The organism is Hymenobacter sp. ISL-91 (assembly GCF_018613725.1).
Lineage (GTDB): Bacteria > Bacteroidota > Bacteroidia > Cytophagales > Hymenobacteraceae > Hymenobacter.
The window spans coordinates 106,093-130,818 of record NZ_JAGGPS010000007.1 but is presented as its reverse complement, the minus strand read 5'-3'; the positions used below and the strand labels follow the sequence as shown (position 1 = coordinate 130,818).

General features: G+C 55.5%; 16 protein-coding genes. 3 read left to right on the top strand and 13 right to left on the bottom strand.

The window, feature by feature from the left end; all coding sequences use genetic code 11:
- Window positions 1-136 precede the first annotated feature (136 nt).
- The 12 genes from J7E24_RS17825 to J7E24_RS17535 form a co-directional block, all read right to left on the bottom strand.
- Window positions 137-2,599 carry a T9SS type A sorting domain-containing protein gene (locus tag J7E24_RS17825; RefSeq protein ID WP_215135135.1) on the bottom strand — a complete coding sequence of 821 codons (2,463 nt, stop codon included), beginning with the start codon at window positions 2,597-2,599 and terminating at the stop codon, window positions 137-139.
- Between the two features lie 1,817 nt (window positions 2,600-4,416).
- Window positions 4,417-7,740 carry a T9SS type A sorting domain-containing protein gene (locus J7E24_RS03395; protein WP_215135133.1) on the bottom strand — a complete coding sequence of 1,108 codons (3,324 nt, stop codon included), beginning with the start codon at window positions 7,738-7,740 and terminating at the stop codon, window positions 4,417-4,419.
- Window positions 7,741-8,443: 703 nt separating this feature from the next.
- Window positions 8,444-9,970 (bottom strand): carboxypeptidase-like regulatory domain-containing protein, encoded by a 1,527-nt coding sequence (locus J7E24_RS03390; RefSeq protein ID WP_215135131.1) that lies wholly within the window; start codon window positions 9,968-9,970, stop codon window positions 8,444-8,446.
- Window positions 9,971-10,057: 87 nt separating this feature from the next.
- Window positions 10,058-10,441 carry a curli-like amyloid fiber formation chaperone CsgH gene (gene csgH, locus J7E24_RS03385; protein WP_215135130.1) on the bottom strand — a complete coding sequence of 128 codons (384 nt, stop codon included), beginning with the start codon at window positions 10,439-10,441 and terminating at the stop codon, window positions 10,058-10,060.
- Window positions 10,442-10,622: 181 nt separating this feature from the next.
- Window positions 10,623-11,222 carry a hypothetical protein gene (locus J7E24_RS03380; protein WP_215135128.1) on the bottom strand — a complete coding sequence of 200 codons (600 nt, stop codon included), beginning with the start codon at window positions 11,220-11,222 and terminating at the stop codon, window positions 10,623-10,625.
- Between the two features lie 189 nt (window positions 11,223-11,411).
- The gene (locus J7E24_RS03375; RefSeq protein WP_215135126.1) at window positions 11,412-12,176 is read right to left on the bottom strand and encodes a hypothetical protein; all 765 of its coding nucleotides are present in this window, start codon (window positions 12,174-12,176) and stop codon (window positions 11,412-11,414) included.
- 1,199 nt (window positions 12,177-13,375) lie between these two features.
- Window positions 13,376-14,794 carry a CsgG/HfaB family protein gene (locus tag J7E24_RS03370; protein WP_215135124.1) on the bottom strand — a complete coding sequence of 473 codons (1,419 nt, stop codon included), beginning with the start codon at window positions 14,792-14,794 and terminating at the stop codon, window positions 13,376-13,378.
- 98 nt (window positions 14,795-14,892) lie between these two features.
- A complete protein-coding gene (locus J7E24_RS03365) occupies window positions 14,893-15,318 on the bottom strand; it encodes a curli production assembly/transport component CsgF (RefSeq protein WP_215135122.1) in 426 nt (141 codons plus the stop codon).
- A gap of 48 nt (window positions 15,319-15,366) precedes the next feature.
- Complete coding sequence (locus J7E24_RS03360; protein WP_215135120.1) at window positions 15,367-15,957, bottom strand: curli production assembly/transport protein CsgE; 591 nt, start codon at window positions 15,955-15,957, stop codon at window positions 15,367-15,369.
- 140 nt (window positions 15,958-16,097) lie between these two features.
- Window positions 16,098-16,934 (bottom strand): glutamate racemase, encoded by an 837-nt coding sequence (gene murI, locus J7E24_RS03355; RefSeq protein ID WP_215135118.1) that lies wholly within the window; start codon window positions 16,932-16,934, stop codon window positions 16,098-16,100.
- Window positions 16,935-17,030: 96 nt separating this feature from the next.
- Window positions 17,031-18,956, bottom strand: coding sequence for an ATP-dependent DNA helicase RecQ (locus J7E24_RS03350; protein WP_215135116.1), 1,926 nt, complete (start codon window positions 18,954-18,956; stop codon window positions 17,031-17,033).
- A 27-nt stretch (window positions 18,957-18,983) separates the two neighbouring features.
- Window positions 18,984-20,138, bottom strand: coding sequence for an endonuclease/exonuclease/phosphatase family protein (locus J7E24_RS17535; protein WP_215135114.1), 1,155 nt, complete (start codon window positions 20,136-20,138; stop codon window positions 18,984-18,986).
- 177 nt (window positions 20,139-20,315) lie between these two features.
- Here J7E24_RS17535 and J7E24_RS03340 point away from each other — a divergent pair, with 177 nt between their 5' ends.
- The 3 genes from J7E24_RS03340 to J7E24_RS03330 all read left to right on the top strand — a co-directional run bounded on the left by J7E24_RS03340 (window position 20,316) and on the right by J7E24_RS03330 (window position 23,586).
- Window positions 20,316-20,933 (top strand): MarC family protein, encoded by a 618-nt coding sequence (locus J7E24_RS03340; protein WP_215135112.1) that lies wholly within the window; start codon window positions 20,316-20,318, stop codon window positions 20,931-20,933.
- A 109-nt stretch (window positions 20,934-21,042) separates the two neighbouring features.
- Complete coding sequence (gene hemE / locus J7E24_RS03335) at window positions 21,043-22,077, top strand: uroporphyrinogen decarboxylase (protein ID WP_215135110.1); 1,035 nt, start codon at window positions 21,043-21,045, stop codon at window positions 22,075-22,077.
- Between the two features lie 105 nt (window positions 22,078-22,182).
- Window positions 22,183-23,586 (top strand): hypothetical protein, encoded by a 1,404-nt coding sequence (locus J7E24_RS03330; protein ID WP_215135108.1) that lies wholly within the window; start codon window positions 22,183-22,185, stop codon window positions 23,584-23,586.
- Between the two features lie 45 nt (window positions 23,587-23,631).
- On the opposite strand, the gene J7E24_RS03325 is transcribed toward J7E24_RS03330, so the two are convergent.
- A complete protein-coding gene (locus J7E24_RS03325; RefSeq protein WP_215135106.1) occupies window positions 23,632-24,657 on the bottom strand; it encodes a bifunctional heptose 7-phosphate kinase/heptose 1-phosphate adenyltransferase in 1,026 nt (341 codons plus the stop codon).
- Window positions 24,658-24,726 lie beyond the last annotated feature (69 nt).

The following is a 24,726-nucleotide window of genomic DNA, read 5'->3' as shown; positions in this document are numbered from 1 at the left end:
GCAATTTGTTTTTTACAAAAAAGGGTTCTGCCGGCTGGCAGAACCCTTTTTTCATACCTTCTATATATCTGCGTGCGGGCTGTGCAAAACACTTCTGCTGGTAACAGCTCAATGGGAGCACCTCGGACAGCAGGGTTTATTGCTTGATGATTTTACGCATTTCGCGGCCGGCCGGAGTGCTTATCTCCAGTTGGTATAGTCCGGTTGGCAGGGTAGTCATATCAAGCTCGGCTTTGCTGTCGAATAACTCTCCAGCCATCAGTGTGCCGCCCAGCATGCTGAGAATCCGGTAGCGTCCTCCGGCTGCAGGCAACTCTACCGTCAGTTTCGTCAGCACGGGGTTCGGGTACACGCGCATCTCACCCGGAGCAGTTACACTTATAACGGCCGAGTAGCTGCTTTTGCCATCGTGGTCGAGCTGATGCAGGCGATAGTAACCGGTGCCGGTTAGGGGCTGTTGATCGAAGACGGTGTACTCGTGGCGGCTGTTGCTGTTGCCTTGGGCCGCCACGGATGCAATAGTGCGGAACGCCTGGCCTGTGGCGGAGCGCTGCACTTCGAAACGGGCGCTGTTCTGCTCGGTAGCGGTTGCCCACCGAACCTGCACTCCTGCCGGCCGCCGTTCGGCCCCAAAGCTGAGCAACTGCACCGGCAACGGGTTGTTGGAGGCATCGGGGTCGGTGCTGGCCAGCGCGAACACGCTGAACGCATCAAAGGTCTGGAATGGCGCTGACGTGAGCGTACCAGCAACAAATACCTCGGGCGGGGTGCCGGCCACGCCGGTACTGGCCGATCGGCCGACACTGTTCCAAACGGTACCGTCGCTCTGCGCAATTACCAACGAGGGCTGCGCGGGGTCGGTTACCTTGTCGTCGGGGCCGAAGCTGAGCGTGACGGTACCGGTAAAAATACCCGGAGTCGTGATGCCCGGACTGGCCGAAATAGCATAGCGTCGAACGCCCGACACCCGGGTAATACCATCGTTGAAGGGCTGCGGAGCAGGTGCGCCCTCCATCTGCTCTACCGTAACAGTGGTAGCCTGCGTAAGCGTAGCCGGGGTTAGGGTTACGGGGCGGTAGGCACTCTGCTTGCCCACCGGAAACAGCTGGCTGGCAGTGGTATTGGCGGGCAACACCCGGGCTACCGGGCCATTCACGAAGCTGGTAGCACTACCTCCCTCAACAACTGAAGTGGCTGCCAGTGTTAGCAGGTTGATACTGGTAGTTGTGAGAAGGCCACTTTGCAAATCAAGCCCTCCATTGGCTCGTACGGGAGCAAGCAGCGTAATCCCACTGGCGTTGTTAATGGTAAGCGTAGCGGCCGAACCAAACACCACAGGTCCAGGGCCACTAACGGTTTGGGGTACTGTCCCATCGAAGACAACAGCACTGGCAGAACCCGGGTCGAAAGTAAGCGAACCGCCGGCATCCACCAGAATATTTCCTCCAATGAAAATACCGTTGGTTAAGTTAATGCCCACAGTGGTAGGGGCCGCCACCTCCAGGTTGTTGAGGATAGTAAGCGGTGAGCTGCCTTCCATGTTGGCTAGGCCTGAGCTAATAGTGGAGAAGCGCAGTAGTCCATAGGTACGGCCCGATAGTGCCGGCGAACCATCCGTTCGGGCAAAGTCATAGATACTGCCACTCTGGAACTCTACCAAGGTAGCAGGTTGGGGCAGGTCGAAGGGACTGGAGCCCCCCTCCTGCCGGTAGTTGGCACCACGCTCAAATACCACGGCATTCGGTACGCTGCCATCGAAGGGGCCGCCTGTGGTGTTTGCCCCGGCAACAAACAGGCCGCCTGCGGGCACCACAATGGCAATGGCCTCACGCCCGATCAGGCGGTTGGTACCCGTAACGCCAGTAGCAGCATCGGAGGTAAAGGCGCCGGCAATGCGAGCCGTTTCGCCGGCGGTAACGTCGATAACAATAGGCGCTCCGGCTGTAGATGGCTCCAGTCGGAGCGCCGAGCTGGTACCAATTGCCAGGTCGTCGCCGGCTACATTCCCGTCGAGCAGGAGAGTGCGGGGTGCTCCGGCGTTGGTAAGCGTGACTGACACCCGATTGGTAAGCTGTAGCTGAGCAATGGTTTGCGAAGAGGTGAAATCCAGAGCAGCAGTAGCAGAAGGCGTTACGTTGCCATCAAATACCAGTATATCATTGTTTGCGGGCGTGGTGCGGGCGGGTGTCCAGCTACCAGCGGCGCTCCAGCTACTGCCCGTACCGTTCCAGGTGTAGGTGGTAGCAACCGGAGCAAGTGTAGTAAAAGGCGCCGTGCCGGGCAGCGTCGTGAGGTAGTTCTGAGCACCTGCGCTGCCGTTGTAGGCGTACACATCCACAGTATAATCAGTCAGCGGACTCAGGCCTGTTACCGTCAAGCTGCCGGTGGTTCCATCAGCGGCCAACACATAATTTTCGGGGCCAGTAGCACTGCCTGCGGCGTAGGTGGCACTGGCGGTGTAAGTGGCCCCATCGGAAGGCGCAGCTGCTGCTACCGCCGTGGGCCGTATCACAACGAGGCGGGCCGCGCCATCACCACCCACCACATTGATATTGGCCGTACCGGAAGTAATATCAGTAACACTTACCGTGGGCTGCACGGTGGGTTGGGCAGCAGGCGTTGGCGCACCACACGTAACAGACAGATCATCGAATGCCAGATTACCGGCACTCTTAGTGTAAGTAAACCGGAAGCGTGTATATATTCCAGCGGCTAAGCTCGGCGAGGAAGTGGCGTTATAAGTAACAGTTGTGCCAGTTGTTGGTAAGGGGGAAATAGTAGCTATAGCTATGTAGCCAGATCCATTGTATCCTTCTATAAGCAGACCTGATGTTGCATTCGTACCATTACCTTTTATAAAAAAAGCTAGCTCTGTCGCCGTCCCAGTAAGAAGAGGAGTTTCAAGTCTATCACCGATAGAGTTAAATTGGGCAGAATTAGGGGAAGCACCCGAACTATTGTTAGTATTATATATAGTAAGACCTGATGTTATCACCCCGGATGAACGGATACCATCATTTCCGTTGAAGTCATTGAAGTTGTCGCTCAAGCATACTGCTCCCCCTACCGGCGCTGTATTTACCGTGCCACTTACTGGCACATCCTGCGAGGTACTCCCCGACACGTTGCTAATCGTGCCACTTACAGGTCCGGCCGGCGTAGTGGCCGCGATACGCACATAGATATCGGTAGCGGCTGTGCGGGAAGCTGTAACACTAGCTGCGAAACCGGATGCTGACGCCAACGACACCTCGAACCCAACGGGTGCCGTAACGGTAATTGGGGCTCCAAGACCATTTGGTGTCAGGGTGTACATCTGCGGGGGCGAGGCCGTTCCCTGCGTAGTACTCAGGCCATTGATACTGGTAGGGTTGGCTGCTATTGAGGCAACGGGAGCCGCTGTTACGCTGCCTTGCACGGCTACGCTAGCCGTAGCAGCGCCTAAACTACTGTGCGTAATACTGCCATTATAGGTGCCTGCAGTAGTGCCGCCCAACCGCACGTATACCGTGCCACCAGTAGCTGGCAACTGCAATGTGTTGGTGGCACTTTCATAACTGTCGGCAGTGGCCGAAAGCTGGTAACCCGCCGGAGCCGCGAGGTTGATTAGCTCCGCAAGGTTGGCCGCTGTCACAGTATAGCTCTGCTCGGCTGAAGGCGTACCTACCGTAGTACTAAAAGTGAGTGGCCCGGCCGGTACGGTTATGGTAGCCGGATTAGCATCTGCTGCTGTTAAGGCTACCTGATCCAGCTGAATGTTTCCCGCTGTTTTCAATACATATCGAAACCGGATATATCGGGAAGAAGGAAGCGGTTGGCTACTGAAATATTCTACTACATTACTCTTATCCGAAATACTATTGAGTACACTGTAACTGGATTCATCAGCTGATTCCTCTATTATAAATGTTCCTTGCGTATTCTGTCCACTGCCAGGATTACCCTTCAGATAATAACTGACATTGCCAACCGCCTCCGATACTCGTATGGTTAAAACATCTCCTGTGTCATCGAATTTAGCTGATCCATTGGCATTGTTGGTGCCCAAACTACTCGGATAGTCGGCCCCCAGTCCGTTTTGGACCCAGCCGCTAGGTAAGCCATTAGCCCATGGACCATTATGGGCTGTAGGCAAACTAGCCTGCCCCCAGCCCATTGTAGGAGTCAACAGTGTCAATATAGTCAACAATAGGCTCCACAGTAAGTGGGTTGACTGAGCATAAACCGACTGAGAAGAGGAAAAAGCTTTCACAGGCATAGAGCATAGATTGATAACTCAGTATACCCATATAAAATTACAAAAACAAGATTTTATCAATTATTTTTTGTTTTTAAGCTTGAAGAATAGAGTCGTATGAACAAAAAAAGCGCCTCCAGTATGGAGGCGCTTTTTTCTGATTGGCTTAAAGCAGATGCTTACTGCTTCACAATGCGACGGGTCACTTTGGCGCTACCGTTACCAACTGTCACCAGATAGGTGCCAGCCTTCAGGTTAGCCACATTGAGTTTTCCATCGGCTCGCAGCTGCTGTACCTGAATAGTGCGGCCCGACAAATCGGTGATGGTTGCTGATACACCTTCAGTACCGCCGTTCATCGTGATAGTGAGCTGGTCGGTAACCGGGTTGGGGTACATAACTACTTCACCGGCCTTCAGGAGGCTTACTGCCACAATGCTGCTGTAGCTGGTCTTGCCATCAAGGTCTACCTGCTTCAGGCGGTAGTACGACAGGCCATTCAGCGGCTGACGGTCTACCTCATTGTATACAGTAGCGGCGTTGGTGGTTCCTTGGCCGGCACGCGTAATCACAGGTACAAATGCACGGCTGTCGCGGCTACGCTCAACTACAAAGTGCTTGTTATTGAGCTCGGAAGCGGTTTCCCAACGAATAGCTACCTGCGAACCGCTGGCTTTAGCCGAGAACGATACGAGCGTTACAGGCAGTGGCGGCTCACCTGGAGCTTCAATGCCCGGAATCAGGTTAGGCGTTGGCGGCGACAGGTAGTTCTCGGCACCGGGTACAGCAATGTTCAGGTTGTTCTGAATGTTGTTGTACTCAAACGTATAGAAGTAATAGGTAACCGCCGGATTCAGGCCATCGATAATAACCGAGCTGTTGGCTCCCGAGTACACAACGAAGAAGCCGGGTGCAATCTGCGGACCTACGCCGTAAGTCTGGTTGCCTGTAGTGTAGGGCGTTCCATCGGCAGGCTGGCTTGTGGATGGCAATGTTGCCGATTCGCTGGCGACAATCAAACGACCTTCACCGTAACCAATAGCGGCATAGTTGGCAGGCAGCGTGAACGTTACAGTGGCAGTTGCACCATTACGCGTCACGTTAACAGCACTCCGCAAGGTAGGCTCCACGTCAATAGAACGGCCGGAGAGTAAGTCATTTGCACCAAACGACTGGGTGTTCTGATTAGCGAAGTCATTGCTCTGGAACCGTAAAGTAGACTGGCCAGTGCCGAGGTAAGTTGGACGGTAGCGTACAAAAATCTCTTGGTTGACTTCGTTAGTCATAGAATTAGGAGTCAAGACAATGCTATTGGTAAATGTCACATTGTCCAACGACAGCTGAAACTGCTGCTCATTATTAACATTGAGCGAGCTTGGCGTCAGCAACTTTGAAATTGTGATAGGCTGCAACACTCGCTTAGCATTGATAGTAATTGCCTGCGAAGCAGAAGTTGTGTTGATCACAACGTTGCGCACCTCCACGAATTGATTCAGGATCTGAATGCTGGGCTCGCTGGTACCATTGGCCTGAACAGCCTGCGAGGTGGCAGGGCTGCTGGAGTTGATGATAACATCGGTAATAGTAAGAGCTGATGGAGGCAAGAAGCGTACGTATACTTGCGTCCTAGGCACCTCACCACTTGAGCTCGGTGTAATCGAGAACGAATTACCAGTACCTACAACCCCTGCAAAAGTAGGGTCGAGCGAAACCTGGAAAAATTGCGGCGCGGCTATTCTCAGATCCTGTAGTAAGTTAGTACCCGTTACGAAGTACGACTGCACATCGGAAGGTATGCCAGGTACAGTGGAGAACTGAGCCAGTACACCCTCAATGTTAATAGTCGAGTTACCTTGGATGGCATTGGCTTGAATAGTAACAACTTTGGGGGCTGCGCCTGTGCTGGTAGCAGTAATAGTACCAGCGAATGCGCCGCTAGGCACTGGAGCAACCAGTCGCACTTCTATCTCGCGCAGAGAAACCGTACCGTCGGTAGGATTAATGGTGATAGGGCCATTCACAAAATCACCACCAGCCGAGGCATCCCGGAAGACGATATTGTTATTGGAGCCGGTCAACACCAATGGATCGTCTAGATTTCCAGCGTTGATAGAGAAGGCCAATGTCTGGGCTGAACCACTTCCGGAAACCGTCTGGAAGTCCAGATTGGTTGGGCTAACAACAATAAACGGACCGGTTGGAGCTACTGTAGCCTGCCCTTGTACTGCTACCGACGTGCTGGCATTTGGGGTAGTAATCTGAATGGCGGCGTTATAAGCACCAGAAGTTGCTGGGTTAAAGCGCGCCTGGAAAGCAAAGCCTGCGTTAGCTTCGGCGGCCGTCAGCACAATTGACTGCGTGTAAGCGTCGGCAGACGTACGACGCACCGAGAAACCGGCCGGCGCAGTCACCGTTACAGGGCTTACTACATTAGTACCTGAAACCGTTATGCTGGTTGCTGGCGTCTCCTGCCCAACAAAAGTGGTTCCGAAATCTACGGAAGCTGGTGAGGCGACAAGCGTAGGAACAGTACCATTACCCGTCAAAGCAATAGCTACCTCATCAGCATTGAGGCTCGACACAATTAAAGAAGCATTGTTAGGGCCCGCTGCCGTCGGCGCGAAACGCACCTGTACCCGCGTACCGGGCACCACTCCATTAATAGGAGCAAAAGAAATGCTCTGTACAAACTGACCGCTAACCCGGATTTCATAACCGGCAGGTGCCGTTACAGTGAGGTTACCAGTTAGCTGCTGGCCGCTAACACGAATGTTCTGAATGGCACTGTTGGAACCCACCGCGACATTATCGAAGTCGAGGTTGGATGGCAGGCCGGTTACAACCGGAGTCGTGGTGCCACTCAATTGCACGTCATCGATCCGGAAATCACCTGTAGCACCTCCAACCCGCTGGAACCGAAGTGCTACCAGCGAATTGCCTACAAAAGCAGCCGGAAGATCAACCGTAACAGCACCCCAGCCCCCTGAACTTCCAGCAGTGTAAGTGTAAGGCAAGTTTACATAGTTACCATATGTATCGTTGCCCGCGTCATTTACCGAGCCCACGCTGTATGCAATACGAAACCGGCCTGTAGCCGACGCATTGGTTCCTGGGATTTGGTTAATAGGGGCGTTTAACTGAAACGTAAGAGAAGCAGAACTGAAACCAGCCGTGCTGATGTCGCGAATAAAGAAGTTGGCTGCTGAGCTACTATTCGGGAAGAGTACGTTGACACCGCCAGATACCCCGCCCGGATTAGCCAGCGAAAGCACTGGAGCATCGGTACCGTTGGCAAGGTAACTCAGTCCTCTCTCGTTATCATTATCAAAGCCAAGGGCCGAGGTGTAAGAAGCTACAGATTGCCCCTCAGTGGCCGTATTGCCCATTGATTCTGTAAATGTCTGAGCCTGGCCCAGTAAGGGCGCAAACCACAGCAGGGCCAGTAAGGCCCACAAGCGCCCGTCCGAGCCGGCCTTGCTATTGCGTAAGTATTTCTTTTTCATGAGTATGATGAATGAACTGTTTACGATTGGAAGGTTTCTTCTTAGAGGATGTCGCGGAGCAACAGGTTGTTTCCGCAACGAGTATGCCAAACTTCGGCTTCTTTATATAAAGCCTTGTCTGAAATACCGTCTTATACGGGCGCACGCACGGCACGGTGTATGATTTTTTTCATTTTAAATTGGATATATGACACATAAATATCTACCTACTTTTAGTATGCATACGCCCTATACAATTGAAACCTAGTAATACAACATAATTTCATCTTTGTGTTAATCCTTTGAAAAATAAACTTGTATGTTTCTAAGCAACTGGCTTCAAGTATTATACCAGCGCGCAGGAGACACTATATAACTTACATATAGACACTTACTAGACCTACCCTATTTTGCAGCTGCAAAGTTAACCTGCATTGTTCATATAATCATGCTTTAAAAGACAAGTATTTATATAACTATTCATATATAGATACTTTTCCAGGCGCCGAAGCTGTTTTATCTGCCTGAATATCCTCTTGTAACAAATCCGCTAATGGCGAGCGGAAGGAGACATTACCACTCATGTCCCTTCCTTTCTAAATACACTTGACAACTGATAAAGCACCAATAACATGCCATATGATTGTTTATCTACCAGTTAAACCAGAAGAGGGCCACCCGACTTCTGCGGGTGGCCCTCTTCTGGGTCAACTGGTAGCTATTTTTATTTCCAGTCAGGCATCGTGGCATTATCAAATAGCTTTGCTCTGTTCCGGCCAGTCAAGTCAACCGTAAAAATCTCGGGTACCGATTGGGCTACGTTGTTCACCTGCACAAATATAATCCGGGCTCCGTCAGGCGAGTAGCGAGGAAACACGTCGTTGAAGCCAGCAGGCTTAGTAGAATTGGTGGTGCCACCCGAGCCTGCTGATACATCTACCAGGCCACTGCCGTCGAGGTTCTGCGTAAAAATGTGCGCATTAAGCTGCCGGCCGTTAGCATCGTTGAATGCGTCTATGTCGCGGGTATACACAATGCGTTGCCCGTCTACACTGAAGGAGGGAGAATCGAGGCGACCGGGAAGGTTGCCGATGAGCTGTGTAAAGTTCGATCCATCGGCGTTGAGTAGGTAGAATTCCGAATCGTAGATGCTTACCCCTACCGTCTGCACTACAATGCGGTTGCCCTGCCCCGTCCAGTCTACCTCCCGGAAATGCCGTTCAGCCGGGGCCATAGCCAGCAGCACCAAGCCAGTACCGTCGCGGTTGATGCGGTAGAGCTTATTGAAGCTGCTGTAGACCAGCTGCCCCCCATCAGGCGACCAGCTGTAGCCCACTCCCTGGTTGAAGTAGCCATCTACGGGTTGCAGGGTTACCTGCCGCACATCGGAACCGTCGCGGTTCATCGTGTAGAGCTGAAACTGACCCGTAGCATTGGAGGTATACGCTATCCGGTCGCGGTTGGGGCTGAGCCGGGGATTGGCTTCCACGAAAGCCGAAGTGGTGAGGCGCGTTAGTGTGGTGCCGGTTTCGTTGCTGGAATAGATGTCGGTGTTACCATTTTCGGTGCGTGCAAAGAGGTAACGGTTGTCAGGTTGCGCTCCGGTCCGGAAGCTCCAAAGTGGCGAACGAGCCGAACTGCCACCCGCATTGCGCACCGTTACCTGCCAAAAATACGTGGTGTTGTAGCTCAGCTGTTTAGCTACCACCGTAGTATCGCGGCTATTGGTGAGCAGATTGCGGGCAACACCATTCGTGCCCTGGTACAATATTACATCGTAACGCAATGAGTCGCCTCTGCTCGTTCCTGCTGCCGGATGCCACTCCAGCTTCACGTCTGGTCCAGGAACCGTGGCTTGGTCGGCAGGCGCGGGCCGTACCGGTGGCGAGGGCGGTGTGGTCGACAGGTTTTTTTCCAGTACAATAGCCATAGCCGCGGTGGCTTTATCTTCCACGGTTACAGCTACTGTCACCGAGCGGTAATCGACTTTGGTTGCCACAACAGTCAAACGGCCAGTAGGTACACCCGTTAGCTCGAAATTTCCTTGGGCATCGGTTACCACCGAAGATGTGGCAGGTGTTGTGGTAATAGAGGCATTGGCCAGCGGCTGGTTGTTGCGAGCGTCGCGAACGGTACCGGTTACCTTGCCAAATAGCACAGGCTCGACCGGATTATCCTCGCAACTCGTGAGCCACAGCGAAGAGATAATTAATAGCAGCCACAGCGTTCGGGAGCGGATGGAGAGCAACATGGGTGGGAGGATAATGCAATGAAAAACGGAGGGAACTTGCATGCTGCACCGGCAACTGATTACCGACAGGCTAAGGCGTATTGAAAACTACTTATTTTCCGGCTCATGCCGGATAGAATCCTGCGCTACTAAAACATTATGCGCATCGAAGACGCCTAGATGGCCAATATAAGTGGTCTGCCCATCAACATTTATGCGTGTACTAGATAGCACTACCGATTGGCCAGGAGTCAACTCGAATTTACCGCCCTGCTGACTGCTTGAACGCCCACCGGCTGACTGGCGCTCCAATGTCATCTCATATCTGAGTGAGGCTGTTTTTTTTGTCAGGTTCGCACAATTGCCACTCATTTCCAGCATATTACCACGGGGCGTAGCTTCCAACCAGACCCGATAGGGTGGACCAGATGCAGCTTGGCTGACTCCCATTAGCGCGGCCCAGCCAGCCAGAAAAAACAAGGCAGTATACATAGTAGTTTAGCATTTTTTATTTACGTCAAATATACCTTTTTTTAGAAACATAGTACCATTAAACTCAGATTATTTATAGCCCTCACATAACCTGTATTTCAAACACGCAAACACCCGCCACTTTGAGAGGGCGGGTGTTTGTCAACATTGGCCAGATATGGCACGACACGCAGTCGTTTCGCTACTGGCCGATTCGGCCGTTTTGAATTGAGAGTTGAATACCATTGCCCTTCATCTCCACTTCGTAGCGCGGAGGAGCTAACGACTCGGTACCGGTCTGACGGAGCTGGTTATTGTTGCCTAGTTGCGTTAGCTTGAAATCAGTCTGGTTGGTAGCTACATCACGCACGAAGTCATTACCATTGCCGATCTGGTTGAGCTTAGTGGTATTATTATCACCCTGCACCTTGCTCGTGGCTTTGTTATTGTAACCCAATTGATTAAGGGTTGTCGTATTACCGCTACCCCTCTGAGTCAGTGTAGCTTCGTTGGAGGAACCTACCTGTAAGATATACGCCTGGTTAGCAAAGCTTCCAGGGTTGTCCTGCTCGGCCCGGGCTTTATTGAAGCTACCTAGCTGTACCAATTTTGCCAGGTTACGGGTGTTAAGCGTTGCTGGCGTCACCAACTGGTCGAGCGCGGAGAAACCAAAGTCCTCGACCAAGCGCTGAGATACGCTATTGGCCTCACTTTGGCCTTCCTGTTGTGCCTGCGCCACATTGGCCCAACTCAGCAAACAGGTCAGCAGGCCGGCAGATGCGAAAAAACGGAGCTGTTTCATAGGAGTGGAAGTTACACAAAGTCCTGTAGAATAGAGCTATTCAGGAAGTCGGGCAGACGCTTAAGAACGTTCCCACCCTACTACTTACCCGATAGAAGCAGGCATTGGCCGGGCCTCCTTTCTCCGGCGAGAAAAGGGGCCCGGCCGTTGTTACCTGCCTTACAGGCTTAGCTTGCTATACCCGAAGGCCTAGCGACGATCCTGCAGTACCAAAGCCTGGTTGCTGTTGCCACCCTGCTCGATGCAGCTACGCTGACCGCTGATAGAGGAAGGCACGTTGGCTAGCCCGCCCTGCATGGTTACAGCAGTATTGTCGTTACCAATCTGCGACTGGGTGGCAGCACTACCATTTACGCGCTGCATGATGCTACCGCTGTTGCGGCTACCTACTTGGTTTTGCGAGGCATAGTTGGAATTGCCGTAAGTTCTGATGTCGGCGTTGTTGTCATTTCCAGCTTGGTTCTGCTCAGCCCAGTTGTCGTTACCGTTCTGCGTACCGCGTGGGCTCTCCGACCCTTCTACCTGGTCTACATTGATACCTGCTCTGTTACGGTCACCGCTCTGGAGCTGCAGGGAGGTATTACGGTTGCCCCAAACAACTGCAGTAGCTTGGTTAGAGTTACCCGTTTGCACCTGCAGTCCGTAGTTACGGTCGCCTTCACGCTGAAACAGCGCAGCGCGGTTACCATTACCAGACTGGTCAACAACGGCCCGGTTGTCGCTTCCGGTTGTAACACCAGCGCCCCCTTGTACTACTACCGAGCAGTTGTCGATAGCGGCGAGAGCAGGCGTACCATTAGGGTTAGTCTGGCTAGCTTCACGAATTGAAGGTGCAAGAGGCTCGCAACCTATGCAGGCGTTAATTGCGCGAAAGGATTCGCGGGTACCCGACTGGGCGTAAGCGGAGCTAGCGAACAGAACGGCCGCAGCGGCGAGGAGTTGTACTTTTTTCATGGTAATGGGGAAAAGAGTGAAAAAAATATGAGGAAAAATTCGGTGGGTAAGCCTGGCCCTAGAAAGGAACTATTCCCTTTTAAGATTATCCTTGCCCTTTGATTGAGACAAATATAAATAAGAATAATCAACATGCAACAGGCTTTTAAAAAGTTTAGTTACACTTTTACACTACAATATTATATTTTCAAGAACGCCATTGAGCGTATATATCGTATGTGCCTCATAATCAACATTAAATGAGTATAGTTAAAAACAATATTTTTTTAGTTATATTTTATTTGCATAAAAAATTACATTCCGGTTCTATTATAATCACAGCCTATTTTTACCACAAGCAGCTAGAAGTCTTTATCTTACACATACATGAACATCCATAACGACCTTCGATTCACAGTTACTCCTATACACTATCCTCCAAAGTGATAAGAGGAGAGAGTAGGTTGATCTGTGCAATCGGTTGAAAATGGCTTATAAGGATGGTACTTTCTGCTTAGTGCTAAAGAAGCGCTGGCAAAAGGGAGTATCCATGCGTTGTTGTTCTGCACCAGGCACCAGTCGGATTACCGTATGCCTTTGTTCCTTGCTCTAACTCACTGGCACCCTCTCCTTTCCATCAGAGGGCATCTACTTCGCAACTCATTAAATCAGAGGAGTTATTCACTCGCATTACACGGCTAAGACTTACTGATAAAGAGTGTGGGGCCTGTCTCCGCCCACCATTGCCAATCCAAGTCCGGGCCCTTCAATAGCGGGCATGCACAAGCTCTACACCCTATCATCAGCCCAAATGATATGACTACGCATTTATTAGCTTTCGTCGACCTTACACAACAAATCTTTGCAGGGTAGCATAGTAGCAATACTGAGTGGCAATAAGCACAGCCCCCGTCACCCAGCCGATGCAATGCGTGAATGATTAATGTTGCCCCTGAAGCATCAACGTTGCTATAATGTACCTGCCTGCACAACCGCGCTACTTTGCGGAGCCATTGCATAATGGCTGATATCCGGCCTCGATTCAAGGAAAGCACGCAATAGCCCTCGGTGCTACGAGGGGCAGGATGAAATTCGCTGAGGGACACCAGATAACGTAGTTGCAACCGCCTTACGCCTAATTTATAGTAATAAGGGGCGGTATTAGAGGTATTTCAGACCAATAACCATCTGCTATAAAAGCNNGCTTTTATAGCAGATGGTTATTTAGCAGCCGGACTTTTTCGTCGGGCACTCAATTGATAGGTGATTCCAAGCCGGACCCCAACACTATTGTCGTTATAACGCCCAACATCAGCGCCGTCGATGTCATCGCGCAGAAACAGGCGACTATCTACTCCACCCATCATGCTCCAGTTTAAGCTGAACTGATACTCGAGGCCGGCACCGGCCGAAATATGGGGTATAAAGCGGCTGGATGCTCCGACCGTGGACAAACTGTTGCCGCTGGTGGTTACGCCGCCACCTAGCTGTAGGTAGGGAGTAAATCGGTCGGTTGGTAGCACGCGCATCATCACACCTGCCTCAGTGAAGTAAAATTTCTGATCGAAGAACTGGCGGGCGGCCAGTCGGCTCTGCCCAACAGCAACGTAGGGGTTGAGGAAACCGCCTGCGGGCTGATATGCTACCTGTAATTGCGTAATGGGAGTAATGCGGGGCGAAGCAAAGTCGCCGGCGTAGCGCTGGCCCCCGCCCGAAACGGTTGCCAGTAGCGCCTTCTTGCGGTTCAGCACCTGCCGACCCAATACATCGTAGAACTTGCCGTACTCCCGCTCGCTTACGTACTGCAGCATTTTTGGGCCTGTAGCTTCGGTTGAGTCTTTGGGCAACCATAGTCCGTCCTGAATGCCTTCGTAGATGAGGGCCTGTACGGCTTTTTCGATGGCTTCCTTAATAGCCATTTCGCTGGGCTCATTGTAGGTGAAGCCCGTCTCAGCTTCCATCAGGCGCTTAAAGCTCACGAAGCGGAACAGGCTACCCTGAATCTGCTGCGACAGGATGGTTTTGGAGGTGTACACGGTGCGCAGAATACGGCCATTGCTGGTGCTGATGGCCCGCAGATACACCGTTACGCGGTCTTGGCGGTACTGGCCCGAGGCACCGGTGCCGAAGTAGCGCAGGCCGGCTCCACCGGTGAGCATGTTGGCATCGTAGGAAATGATACCGCCTTCCAGCATTACACCTGCAAACAGCAGGGGCGGTAGCACGGGCTGCTGCACACCCGTCTGCTCGGTGAACTCGGCCCGGGTAGAGCGAATGATTTTGCGCTCATTGAGCAGGTTGCCCAGGTTCTCGCGCTCAATGGGGTCGAACCAACCCGACTCTTCGAGCGCCCGCAGCAAAATGGTGGTGGTGCCCTGGGTAATAGCCGTCGAGAAGCTGGAGCCATTGACCTGGGGCTTGTACTGGCCGGTCTGGTCGCGGAACTTATACACGGCTACTACCGTGCGGGACTTGGGCGCCGGCAGATTGCGCATCTCGGCGCTACCGTTTACCTCGGCCCCCAGCCGAGCCCGCTCGGGGCTGAAGGGCTGATGAAAGTAGGGGCTGCAGGCAGCCAGCAGTATTCCGGCCAGCAAGCACCATGCATAGGTATAAGTGCGCACAGTAGAAGTATTCATAGAGCGACCAGTATTGAAGAGAAGAGAGAAATATGGAGAGGCACGCAACACGGGTAGCCGTGCCCACGGATTTGCCACCCGCACTAAAGCCGGCCCTGCTAAGGCAGGTTAGGAATCGTGACGGTGGTTTGGTTGCCGGTGGCGGGGTCGGCAATGACGATGACGACGCCGTTTGAACCGGGTGTTACCTGAATCTGGTAGCCGCCCACCGTGTAGCTGCCGGCTCGTACCGTACCCCGGCCAAACTGGTCGCTGATGAAGCGGTCAGTCAGCTGACTCAGAATCTGACGGTTTAGATTGGTAGCGAATGAGGCCAGAGGATCCTCGACAGCCCGAGCCTGCTCGGCATCAGGGTCTTTAAAGGTGTCTTGGGCAGTGGCTGCGCTCAGCAGCGAAGAATAGTTAAATGTGTTGCCGCCGAAGTTCGGATTGACAGGCTCATATATGAAATCCTGGGCACCGGCAGTTGGTGCGGCAACCAAGGCCAGCAGTAGCGCGAGAAAAGAGCAGTACAGGTATTTCATAAGGGAACAGGTTAAGAGAGAAGACAGGAGAACTAAGGCAGAACGGGGCTAATACACTTCCAGAGGCTGGCTGTTGCCTTTTTCCAGCTCATTGCCCAGACGGTTGTTTTCGATGAGGTGCTGCGTAACAGTGCCAACTGCTTCGCTGGCAGCCGCCTCAATATATTCTTCATTTGGCTGGAGCGGCATTTCAAGCAAATCGGTGTTGTTGACGGCTACCGTAACCAGAATGCTGGTGCCCCGGGCAGGCTTTTCGGTAATCGTAACCACGTAGTCGCCCGAGCCGGTCGGGGCTTCGAACGTGCTGAAAAACAAGCTGTAGAAGTCGCGCCCGAGCTTGCTAATGGTCTGGTCGACGACGAGGCCATCTATTTCGAAGCCACGCTGGACTTTTGGGGTATTAGTCGAGTCGGCCGTTACCTGGAGCAGCAGCCGCAGGGCTTCTTCGAGCTGCTTAGGGGTAAGCGGGTTTGCTTTGCTTTCGTTGGTGGGGGCCTGTGCCGGCACAGGGCTGCCCTGCTGCTTCACGCGGGCCGGGGGCTGCCGCACGCCCTGGGCCAGAGCGGCCGGGGCAAGCAGCAGCAGGCCCGGTAGCAGCCACCAGCCCCATTTTCGCCAGAAATCAACGAAATTTATCATAGCACCGCCGCAGCTTAGGAGCAACAAACGGAAGAGCACAGTCAGGCAACGGGCTCTTACGGTGCCTAAATGTAAGTATTTAGTATATGAATATAACTAATCACACGACAAGTAAAATTACACTGCTTAATTTCCTACTTCTATTCCCAAAGTGGATAGTGCTCCAAATTCACTTCCTGGCCGAAAAAGATGCGGGTGCTCTCCTCGAATGAGCGGGTGAAATCGGAGACATAGAAGTGGTGGCGAGGCGGCGCAGCAATGGCAGGTGCCAGCAGCTGCCGGCTTTCCAGGTACTGCCGCACATGCTGGGCCACTACATCGGAGGCATCGAGCACTTCGGTGCGGCCCTGATAGAATTCGGCAATCTGCTCTTTAATCAGCGGGTAATGGGTGCAGGCCAGCACCAGCGCTTCCACACCTTCCAGCGCAGGGTTGGAGAGGTAGGTTTCGATGACGTTTCCGGCAATGGTGTCGTTGAAGAAGCCTTCCTCAATCATGGGGGCCAGCAATGGGGTAGCCAGGCTGCGAAGGTCTACGCCGGCGTCGAGGTCGTCTACTTTCTTCTTATAGACATTGCTGTTCACCGTTTGCTTGGTGCCAATCAGACCCACTGTGCGGCCCGCGTACTGTTGCCCGACGTGCGCCACAATAGGGTCGATAACGTTGAGCACCTGGGCCTTGGAACCTACATATTCGCGCACCAGCTCGTAGGCAGCGGCCGAAGCCGAGTTGCAGGCGATGAGAATAACCTTGCACTGCTGGCGCAGCAACAAGTCGCAGATTTTCACGGCATAGGCCTGAATGGCGGCTGTGCTTTTGTCGCCGTAGGGCAGGTGGGCCGTGTCGCCGAAGTACACCAGCCGCTCGTGGGGCAGCACCTGGGCCACGGCCCGCGCGACAGTAAGCCCGCCAATGCCGCTGTCGAATACACCAATGGGGCGGGTGGTCAGGTTGGGGGAGGAAGTCGGAGCAGTCATCAGCAGCGAAGGTAATGGCCAGGCCGGGTTTCGGCTGGAGAAGCGGTTGTAGCCTATTTTTCAGAATCGGGAAAATAGGCTACAACCGCTTCCCTCCTACCCGCTCAACCGTCCGTCGGGGGCATAGCGCAGTTCGCCCAGCTCTACCAGGTCGCGCAGCAAGGCAGTAATGGCGGAGGCCTGGCCGGGGGCGTAGTGGGTGAGCACCTCGCGGGGCGTCTGGGGCGTAGCTTTAAGTAGTTCCAGCAGCTGGGCGCGTAGCTCGGGCAGCGGCACGGAGTCCTGGCGGGCTTTTTTGCGAGCCAGGCAGAAGTCGCACACGCCGCAGGCAGGTGCATCTAGCTCGCCAAAGTAGGCCAGCAGCAGTTGCTGGCGGCAGCGGCCGCCGGTGGCGTAGCGAATAACCGAGTCGGTTTTGTGGGTGGCCAGATCGCGCTGTTTGGTCAGGCGCTTCTGGTCGAGGGGCAGCTTATCGGCATCGTAGCGCGGGGTGGTAAACAGGGCCTGGGGCGACTCGTGGCGGGGCTGAAACTGAATGACGCCCGAGCGGTGCAGAAACAGCAGCATCTTGCGCAGCTCTGTCACGCTCAGGCGCAGGTACTGGGCCAGGCTGTTCTCCGAAATCCGCTGAAAACCGGCAAACAGCTCGCCCCCATGCAGCCGCAACAGGCTTTTGATAAGCTGGTCGTGCTGCACGTTGGCCACCTGAAAGCGGTACAGGTCGGTGTGGTCGATGGGGATATGGACCCGGGCGGGGTTGCTGACGGCCTCGTTCAACTGCACGAATCCTTCGCGGGCCAGGGTGCGCAGGCTGTTGTGAGCGTCGAGGGCTTTGATGCGGTAGGTTTCGGCGAACTGCTGCAGGTCGAAATCGAAGGCCACCAGCTCGCCGCCGCCCACCGCGGTGCGCGAGAAGTTAGCCAGCGCCTGGTACACGCGGCGCACCGTATCGAGGGGCGGATAGCTCAGGCGGGTGCGGCGGCGCAGCTCGTCGGCGTCGGCGGGACCGGTGAGCAGCACGGCAAAGGCGTACTTCTCGTCGCGGCCGGCGCGGCCGGCTTCCTGGTAGTAGGCCTCTAGGTTGTCGGGAGCCTCCAGGTGCACTACCAGGCGCACATCGGGCTTATCGATACCCATACCGAAGGCGTTGGTGGCCACGATGCAGCGGGTTTTGTTCTGCATCCAGTCCTGCTGCACGCGGGTGCGCTGGTCGGCGGGCAGGCCGGCGTGGTAAGCGGCGGCCGACAGGCGCTGCTGCTGCAGGTAGGCGGCGGCATCCTCGGTCTGGCGGCGGGTGCGGGCGTACACAATGCTCGTTTTGCCTTCGCCCACCCCGCGTACCACTTCCAGCATCCGCTTCATCTTGTCCTCAGTTTCAAGCACCGAGTACGAGAGGTTGGGCCGGGCAAAACTCTGCTGAAATACCTGCTGACTGGCCCCAAATACCAGCTTCTCCACAATATCCTGGCGCACCTGCTCGGTGGCGGTGGCCGTGAGGGCAATGCAGGGCACGCCCGGAAGCAGCGCCCGCAGCTCGGCAATGCGCAGGTAAGGCGGCCGGAAATCGTAGCCCCACTGCGACACGCAATGGGCCTCATCAATAGCCAGCAAGCTCACCTTCATCTTGGTCACCCGGGCCCGGAACATGTCGGTCAGCAGCCGCTCGGGGCTTACGTACAGGAACTTTACCGGCCCGTACACGCAATTGTCGAGGGTCTGGTCGATTTCCTGGTGGCTCATGCCGGCGTACACGGCTTCGGCCTTCACGCCCCGCTGGCGCAGGTTTTCCAGCTGGTCCTTCATCAGCGCAATCAGCGGCGACACGACCAGGCACAGGCCCGGCCGGGCCAGTGCGGGCACCTGAAAGCAGATGCTCTTGCCCCCGCCGGTAGGCAGCAGCGCCAGCGTATCGTGCCCGGCCAGCACTGCCCGGATGATGTCTTCCTGCAGCGGCCGAAACCGGGTGTGGCCCCAGGTTTGGCGCAACACGTGCAGAATATCGTCGGTGGCTTGCTCGGGCATGCCGCAAAGGTACGCTACGCCCGGACGCTAGGCTTTTGCCTGACCCGCTTCCTGCGCTTCTTCCTCGCGCTCTTCCTGCCGGGCCTCTTCAATTTTCTCTACCGCCTCCTGCTCATCGGCCTCATCCACCTCTTCCAGATTTTCTTCCTGCTCCGCCTTATCCTTGGGTTCGAAGCTAAGCTTGATAAAGATGGGGAAGTGGTCGGAGCCAACATACGGGAGCCGCGCCATGTCATCTACCTTGAAATGGGGCGACACGAACACATGGTCGAGGGGCCAGCGTAGCAGCCGGTACTCGGCATGAAACGTGGGCAGCAGGCCGCGCCCCACCCGCGGGTCGAGCAGGCCACTGATGCGCCGGAAAAGCTCGGAGGTGTGCGACCAAGCTACGTCGTTCATATCACCGAACACAATGGTGGGCTCGTCGCGCTCCTCCAGCTCGCGGCCTACCAGCAGCAGCTCGGCGTCGCGGCGGGTACTGGTTTCCGACTCGGCAGGAGCCGGGGGCTTGGGGTGCAGGCCGTACACGCGCACCCAGGTACGGCCGTCGGGCAGCTGCACCTTGGTATGCACGCTGGGCACATCGTCGTCGATGAGGTACTTGATTTCGCAGCCGTCAAGCGGCAGACGCGAGAAGAACAGCAGTCCGTACGTGTTGTCGAGCGGCTCGTGGCAGGTGTGGGGGTGCGTTTTCTCCAGAGGCTTCAGTTGCTGATGCCACCACTCGTCGGTTTCCACCGCCATAATAATATCCGCATCGGCCGCTTGCAGCACTTGCAGGGCTTTAGCGCTCTGTTTGTTGTACTGTAGCACGTTCATCATCACCAGGCTCAGATGGCCTTTGCCGTCGGTGCGGGTACTATCGCCCACATGTTTGCCGGCCAGCGGCGTGTAGGGCAGAATCCGGAATGCCTGGTAGGCGGTAGCCAGCGCCACACTCGCCAGCAGCCCCCGCATCCAGTAGGTATCTTCGGCAGGTTGGTGCCAGCCCAGTAGCGCGCCCGCCACCAGCACCAGCAGCAGCACGCCCACAATTTGCAAACGCGGAAAGTCGAACACACGAATCCACCAGATGGTATGGCGCAACAGCGGCAGCAGGGTAGCAATAAGCGCGACGGCGGCCAGCACCAGTATGAGCGCCTGCACCAGCGTGTGCCAGGTAAATTCGTCGAAGTGAGGCACTAGACTAGAAATTGGGATAAGAAAGAAGCCATTCGGCCACTTTTTGGGAGTGGTACAAAGCGGCAATAGGGCATTACGCACCCACCGCCAAGGGGTTGTTTTCGCTAAAAGTAGGATTTTCCCCGTGCTCGTGCCACAAAGGCTCGTACCTTTGCCGGCCATACCCTGCCCGCGCCTATGGATATTCTGCTCGCCACGTTCACTACCCTGTTCTCCGTGGTCAATCCGTTTGGTGCCATGCCGGTTTTTCTGTCGCTTACCGAAAGCGACACGCCGGCCGAGCGCGCCAGTATTGGTCTGAAGGCCTGCCTGTCGGTGCTGGCGGTGCTATCGGTGTCGTTTTTCGCGGGCCAGTACGTGCTCAATTTCTTTGGCATCAACATTCATCATCTGCGCATTGCGGGCGGTATCCTGCTCATGCGCTCGGCCTTCGATCTGCTCACGCCCGGCGGCAACCGCACCAAAGTGTCGCAGGAAACCATCGAGGCCAGCCGCGAGAAGGATGATATCAGCTTTACGCCCCTGGCCATGCCCATGCTCTCGGGTCCGGGGGCCATTGCCGTGTGTATCAGCCTGTACACCAATAAGCTCACGTATTTCGATATGGGGCTGATTTTTGCCGGCTTCGTGCTGGTGGCGCTGGCCGTCTACATCATTCTGATGTCGTCGTTGCGGCTCACGCGCTTCCTGGGTCGCCCGGGCCTGGCGGCGCTGGCCCGCATCATGGGCTTCATCACGCTGGCCATCGGTGTAAACTTTATCATGACCGCCATCAAAGCCTTGTTCGTAGATTAGGTATCAGCCGAGCGCTATTATTCAGTAGCTCTCGCTTATCAAACTTACCACAGGCCCTTTTCAACAGAAAGCTAACGGCTACCAGCTATTAGCTAACAGCTAAAAACCCGTGCTTAAAAACGACCTGCTCCTGCGCGCCGCCCGCGGCGAAGAAACCGAACGTACCCCTGTATGGCTCATGCGTCAGGCGGGCCGGATTCTGCCCCAGTACCGGGCGTTGCGGGGCCGGCTCAGCGGCTTCAAGGAGCTGGTAGAAACACCCGAGCTGGCCGCCGAGGTTACCATCCAGCCCGTTGATGCACTCGATGTGGATGCCGCCATCATCTTCTCCGATATTCTGGTGGTGCCCGAGGCCATGGGCCTGACCTACGAAATGGTGGAAGCCAAAGGCCCGCTGTTCCCTGAAACCATCAAAACGGCCGCCGATGTAGCCCGGATGCGCATTGCCGACCCCGAGGAGCACCTGGGCTACGTGCTGGAGGCGTTGCGCGTCACCAAGCGCGCGCTCAACGGCCGGGTGCCGCTCATCGGTTTTGCCGGCGCGCCCTGGACTATCCTGGCCTATATGGTAGAGGGCCACGGCTCGAAAACCTTCAGCAAGGCCCGCCGAATGCTGTACCAGGAGCCGGAGCTGGCCCACGAGCTGCTGCGCAAAATCACGGCTACTACCATTGCCTATCTGCAGGCGCAGGTGGCGGCCGGTGCTAATCTGATTCAGGTGTTCGACTCCTGGGCCGGTATTCTGCCGCCCGCACATTACGCAGAATTCAGCCAGCGCTACATTGCCGAAATCTGCGCGGCCCTGCCCAACGTACCGGTAACGGTATTTGCCAAAGGTGCCTTCTGGGCCATAGAAGACTTTGCGGCCCTGCCCTGCCGCACCATCGGCCTCGACTGGAACCAAGACCCGCGCACGGTCCGCCCGCTGGTAGGCGACAAAACCCTGCAGGGCAACCTCGACCCCTGCGCCCTCTATGGCACACCCGCCCAGGTACAGGCGGCCACGCGGGCTATGCTCGACCAGTTCGGCCCTCAGCGCCACATTGCCAACCTGGGCCACGGCGTGTACCCCGACACCAACCCCGACAACGTGAAGGTGTTCATTGAAACGGTGAAGGAGTACAGCGCGGGGATGCGCAGGTAGCGTCGTTGCTTCTGGCTACAACGGCCCGCCAGTTTCAGGTGCTCCACTACGAAACTGGCGGGCTGTTTCCGTTTTGTCGTGTTCTTTGTGGCTTACCCATTTGCTATGCCTGCCCTGCTCACCCGCCTTACAGCCCGTTCCTGGTTCTGGTTCGGTATTGCGTTTCTGTTGTTCGGAGTACACGTATTTACCTCCCGTTTCCACATCCAGGTGTACGATGCCAACGGCTACCGGGAGCTGGCATATAAACTATACAATGGGGGTGATTTCGCGCTGCTCCGCTTCGATAGCGCCCTGCGCGGCTACCTGTACCCGTTGCTGTACGTTCCAATAGTTGCGCTGGCCAACGCCCAGAGCATTGTCTCGGAAGAGGCCCTGATTAAACTTGTAGGGGCTCTGGTAGCCGGCGCCATATTCGGATGGCTGCCGGCGCTGCTGTGGCAGCGCGTCACTGGCACGAAGCTCCCACCACTGCGGCGGGGAGCATTTATCGTCGTCGGGTTTTTGCTTTGGCGCGACTATTTCAACTACATGCTCACCGATTTTCCGGCCGTAGCAGGGCTGGTAGGAGCACTGTGCCTGCTCTTGCCTCGCCCTACCCTGGCAAAAAGCGTGCTGGCGGGCCTACTGGTAGCGGCCGTCATCAATATGCGGCCCGTTTATCTGGTGGCCTTACCATCGGTGTTGGCGGTGGGTAGCTGGTTGGCTTACCACGACAGTACCCGGCGGTGGCACATTGCGGTAAGCCGGTTTTTAGGCGCGTACGCCCTGGGATTCATGCTGTTGAGCGCACCGCAATGGTACATCAATTGGGAAAACTTTGGGATAAATCGTCCGCTCGTTATTGGCATCGACTACACAGACCCGGCTATGGTGGCAACCGGCGACCTGTACTTGCAGAAAATTACTGACGGGTTTACGGTCCAGAAATATGAAACCGGCATTGCAGTCGATTATTCCAACGCCCAGGTCCAGTACCTGGATCTGAGCGGAACAGCACTGCTCGCACTGGATTTCAACAGGAAAATGGATTCCTATGGCGAATACCTGCAGTTCGTGCTGCGTCATCCACTGGACATGCTGGGCCTCAATGCCCGCCACCTGTTCAACGGGCTCGACGTGCTCTACCCTACCCCGTATCTCTACCGGGTATACACCACCACGGGCTTACTGGCCGGGATGAATTACACCCTTTTATTCGTGGCCATCATCATCTGCATGCTGCGCCTCAACCAACTTACCGTTACGCACATCCTGCTGATATCGGCCCTGCTAATACCTGCCCTGATATCGGTGCCGCTGCCCGTAGAATGCCGCTATGTGTTGTCGCTGCACCTGCTCCTGGTGGCAATTGCCTGCTTCGGATGGCCAGCCACTTGGACGTGGCGCCGCTTGGCTCCTTACCGGCTGCCACTGGTACTAACGTATCTGCTGTTCCTAACCCTCTGCTTTACCCTTTCCGGTGCCACGCAGGCCCTGCTGAGAGAGGGTCCCAAGCTCCTCAACTAGTTGCCTGCCATAGCCGAGCCTACGCAACACGAACAGCGGTTGCAATCAGCCGACGCTCAGGTTCAGGCCCACTCGCTCGGCTTCCTGCAGTAGCAGCTTTTTTTCGATAGGTACCACGCCCACCTGCTCGCACACCAGGCCGCCACCCAGGTTGGCCAGGGCCGCCGTTGCCGCCACCGGCAGCTGCAGGCCTACGCATAAGGCGGCAATACTGATAACCGTATCACCGGCCCCCGACACATCGGATATGGTGCGCAGGTGGGCCGGCAGGTAGGTTTTGTGTTCCTGCCGCTGGGCAAACACGCCGTGCTCCGATAGTGTAACGAGCACCATTTCGGGTTTCAGCACCTCCCGCAGCCGGGCCACGGCCGCCTCGAAACCGGCCTGGTCGGTACCCGGGTCGCCGAATTCGAGCTTGAGGCCCTCGCGCAATTCCTTCAGGTTGGGCTTGAACAGGGTGCAGTGCTGGTAGGCCAGGAAGTTCCGCTTCTTGGGGTCGACTACGGTGGGGATACCTCGCTCGCGGGCCAGACTGATAAAGTGGCGGATGTTGCTCTCGGTGAGCACGCCCTTGTCGTAATCCTCGAAAATCACCACATCGGCCCGCGCCAGCAGCTGGGCAAAGCGGGCCGTAAGGGCCTCGTTTTCGGTGGCGTCGGCTTCCGTTTCCACTTCGGAGTCGATGCGTAATAGTTGCTGCCCGTGGGCCAGAATGCGCTGCTTAACCGTAGTGGGCCGGGTGCCGGAGCGCACAATACCCTCGGCCGGCAGCCCGTTTGCCTCCAGCCGCTCCAGCAGCTGGTCGCCGCCCGCGTCCTGCCCGATAAGGGCACACAGCAACGGCGTGGCCCCCAGCGCCTGCACGTTCAGCGCCACGTTGGCCGCGCCGCCCAGGCGCTGCTCGGTACGGCTCACGTTTACCACCGGCACCGGAGCTTCGGGCGAGAGGCGTACCGAGCGGCCCCACACGTAGGCGTCAAGCATCACGTCGCCCACAATAAGCACGGTTAGCTGGTTGAAAGCAGCAAAAAGGTCAGGCAGCGAAGCAGGCGGCAAGGTAGTAGCGGGCATTAAAAACGGAATCCGGTAAGAAGCCGCAAAGGTAGTTTAGTATTGAGTAGTGAGTACAGAGAGGGGAGA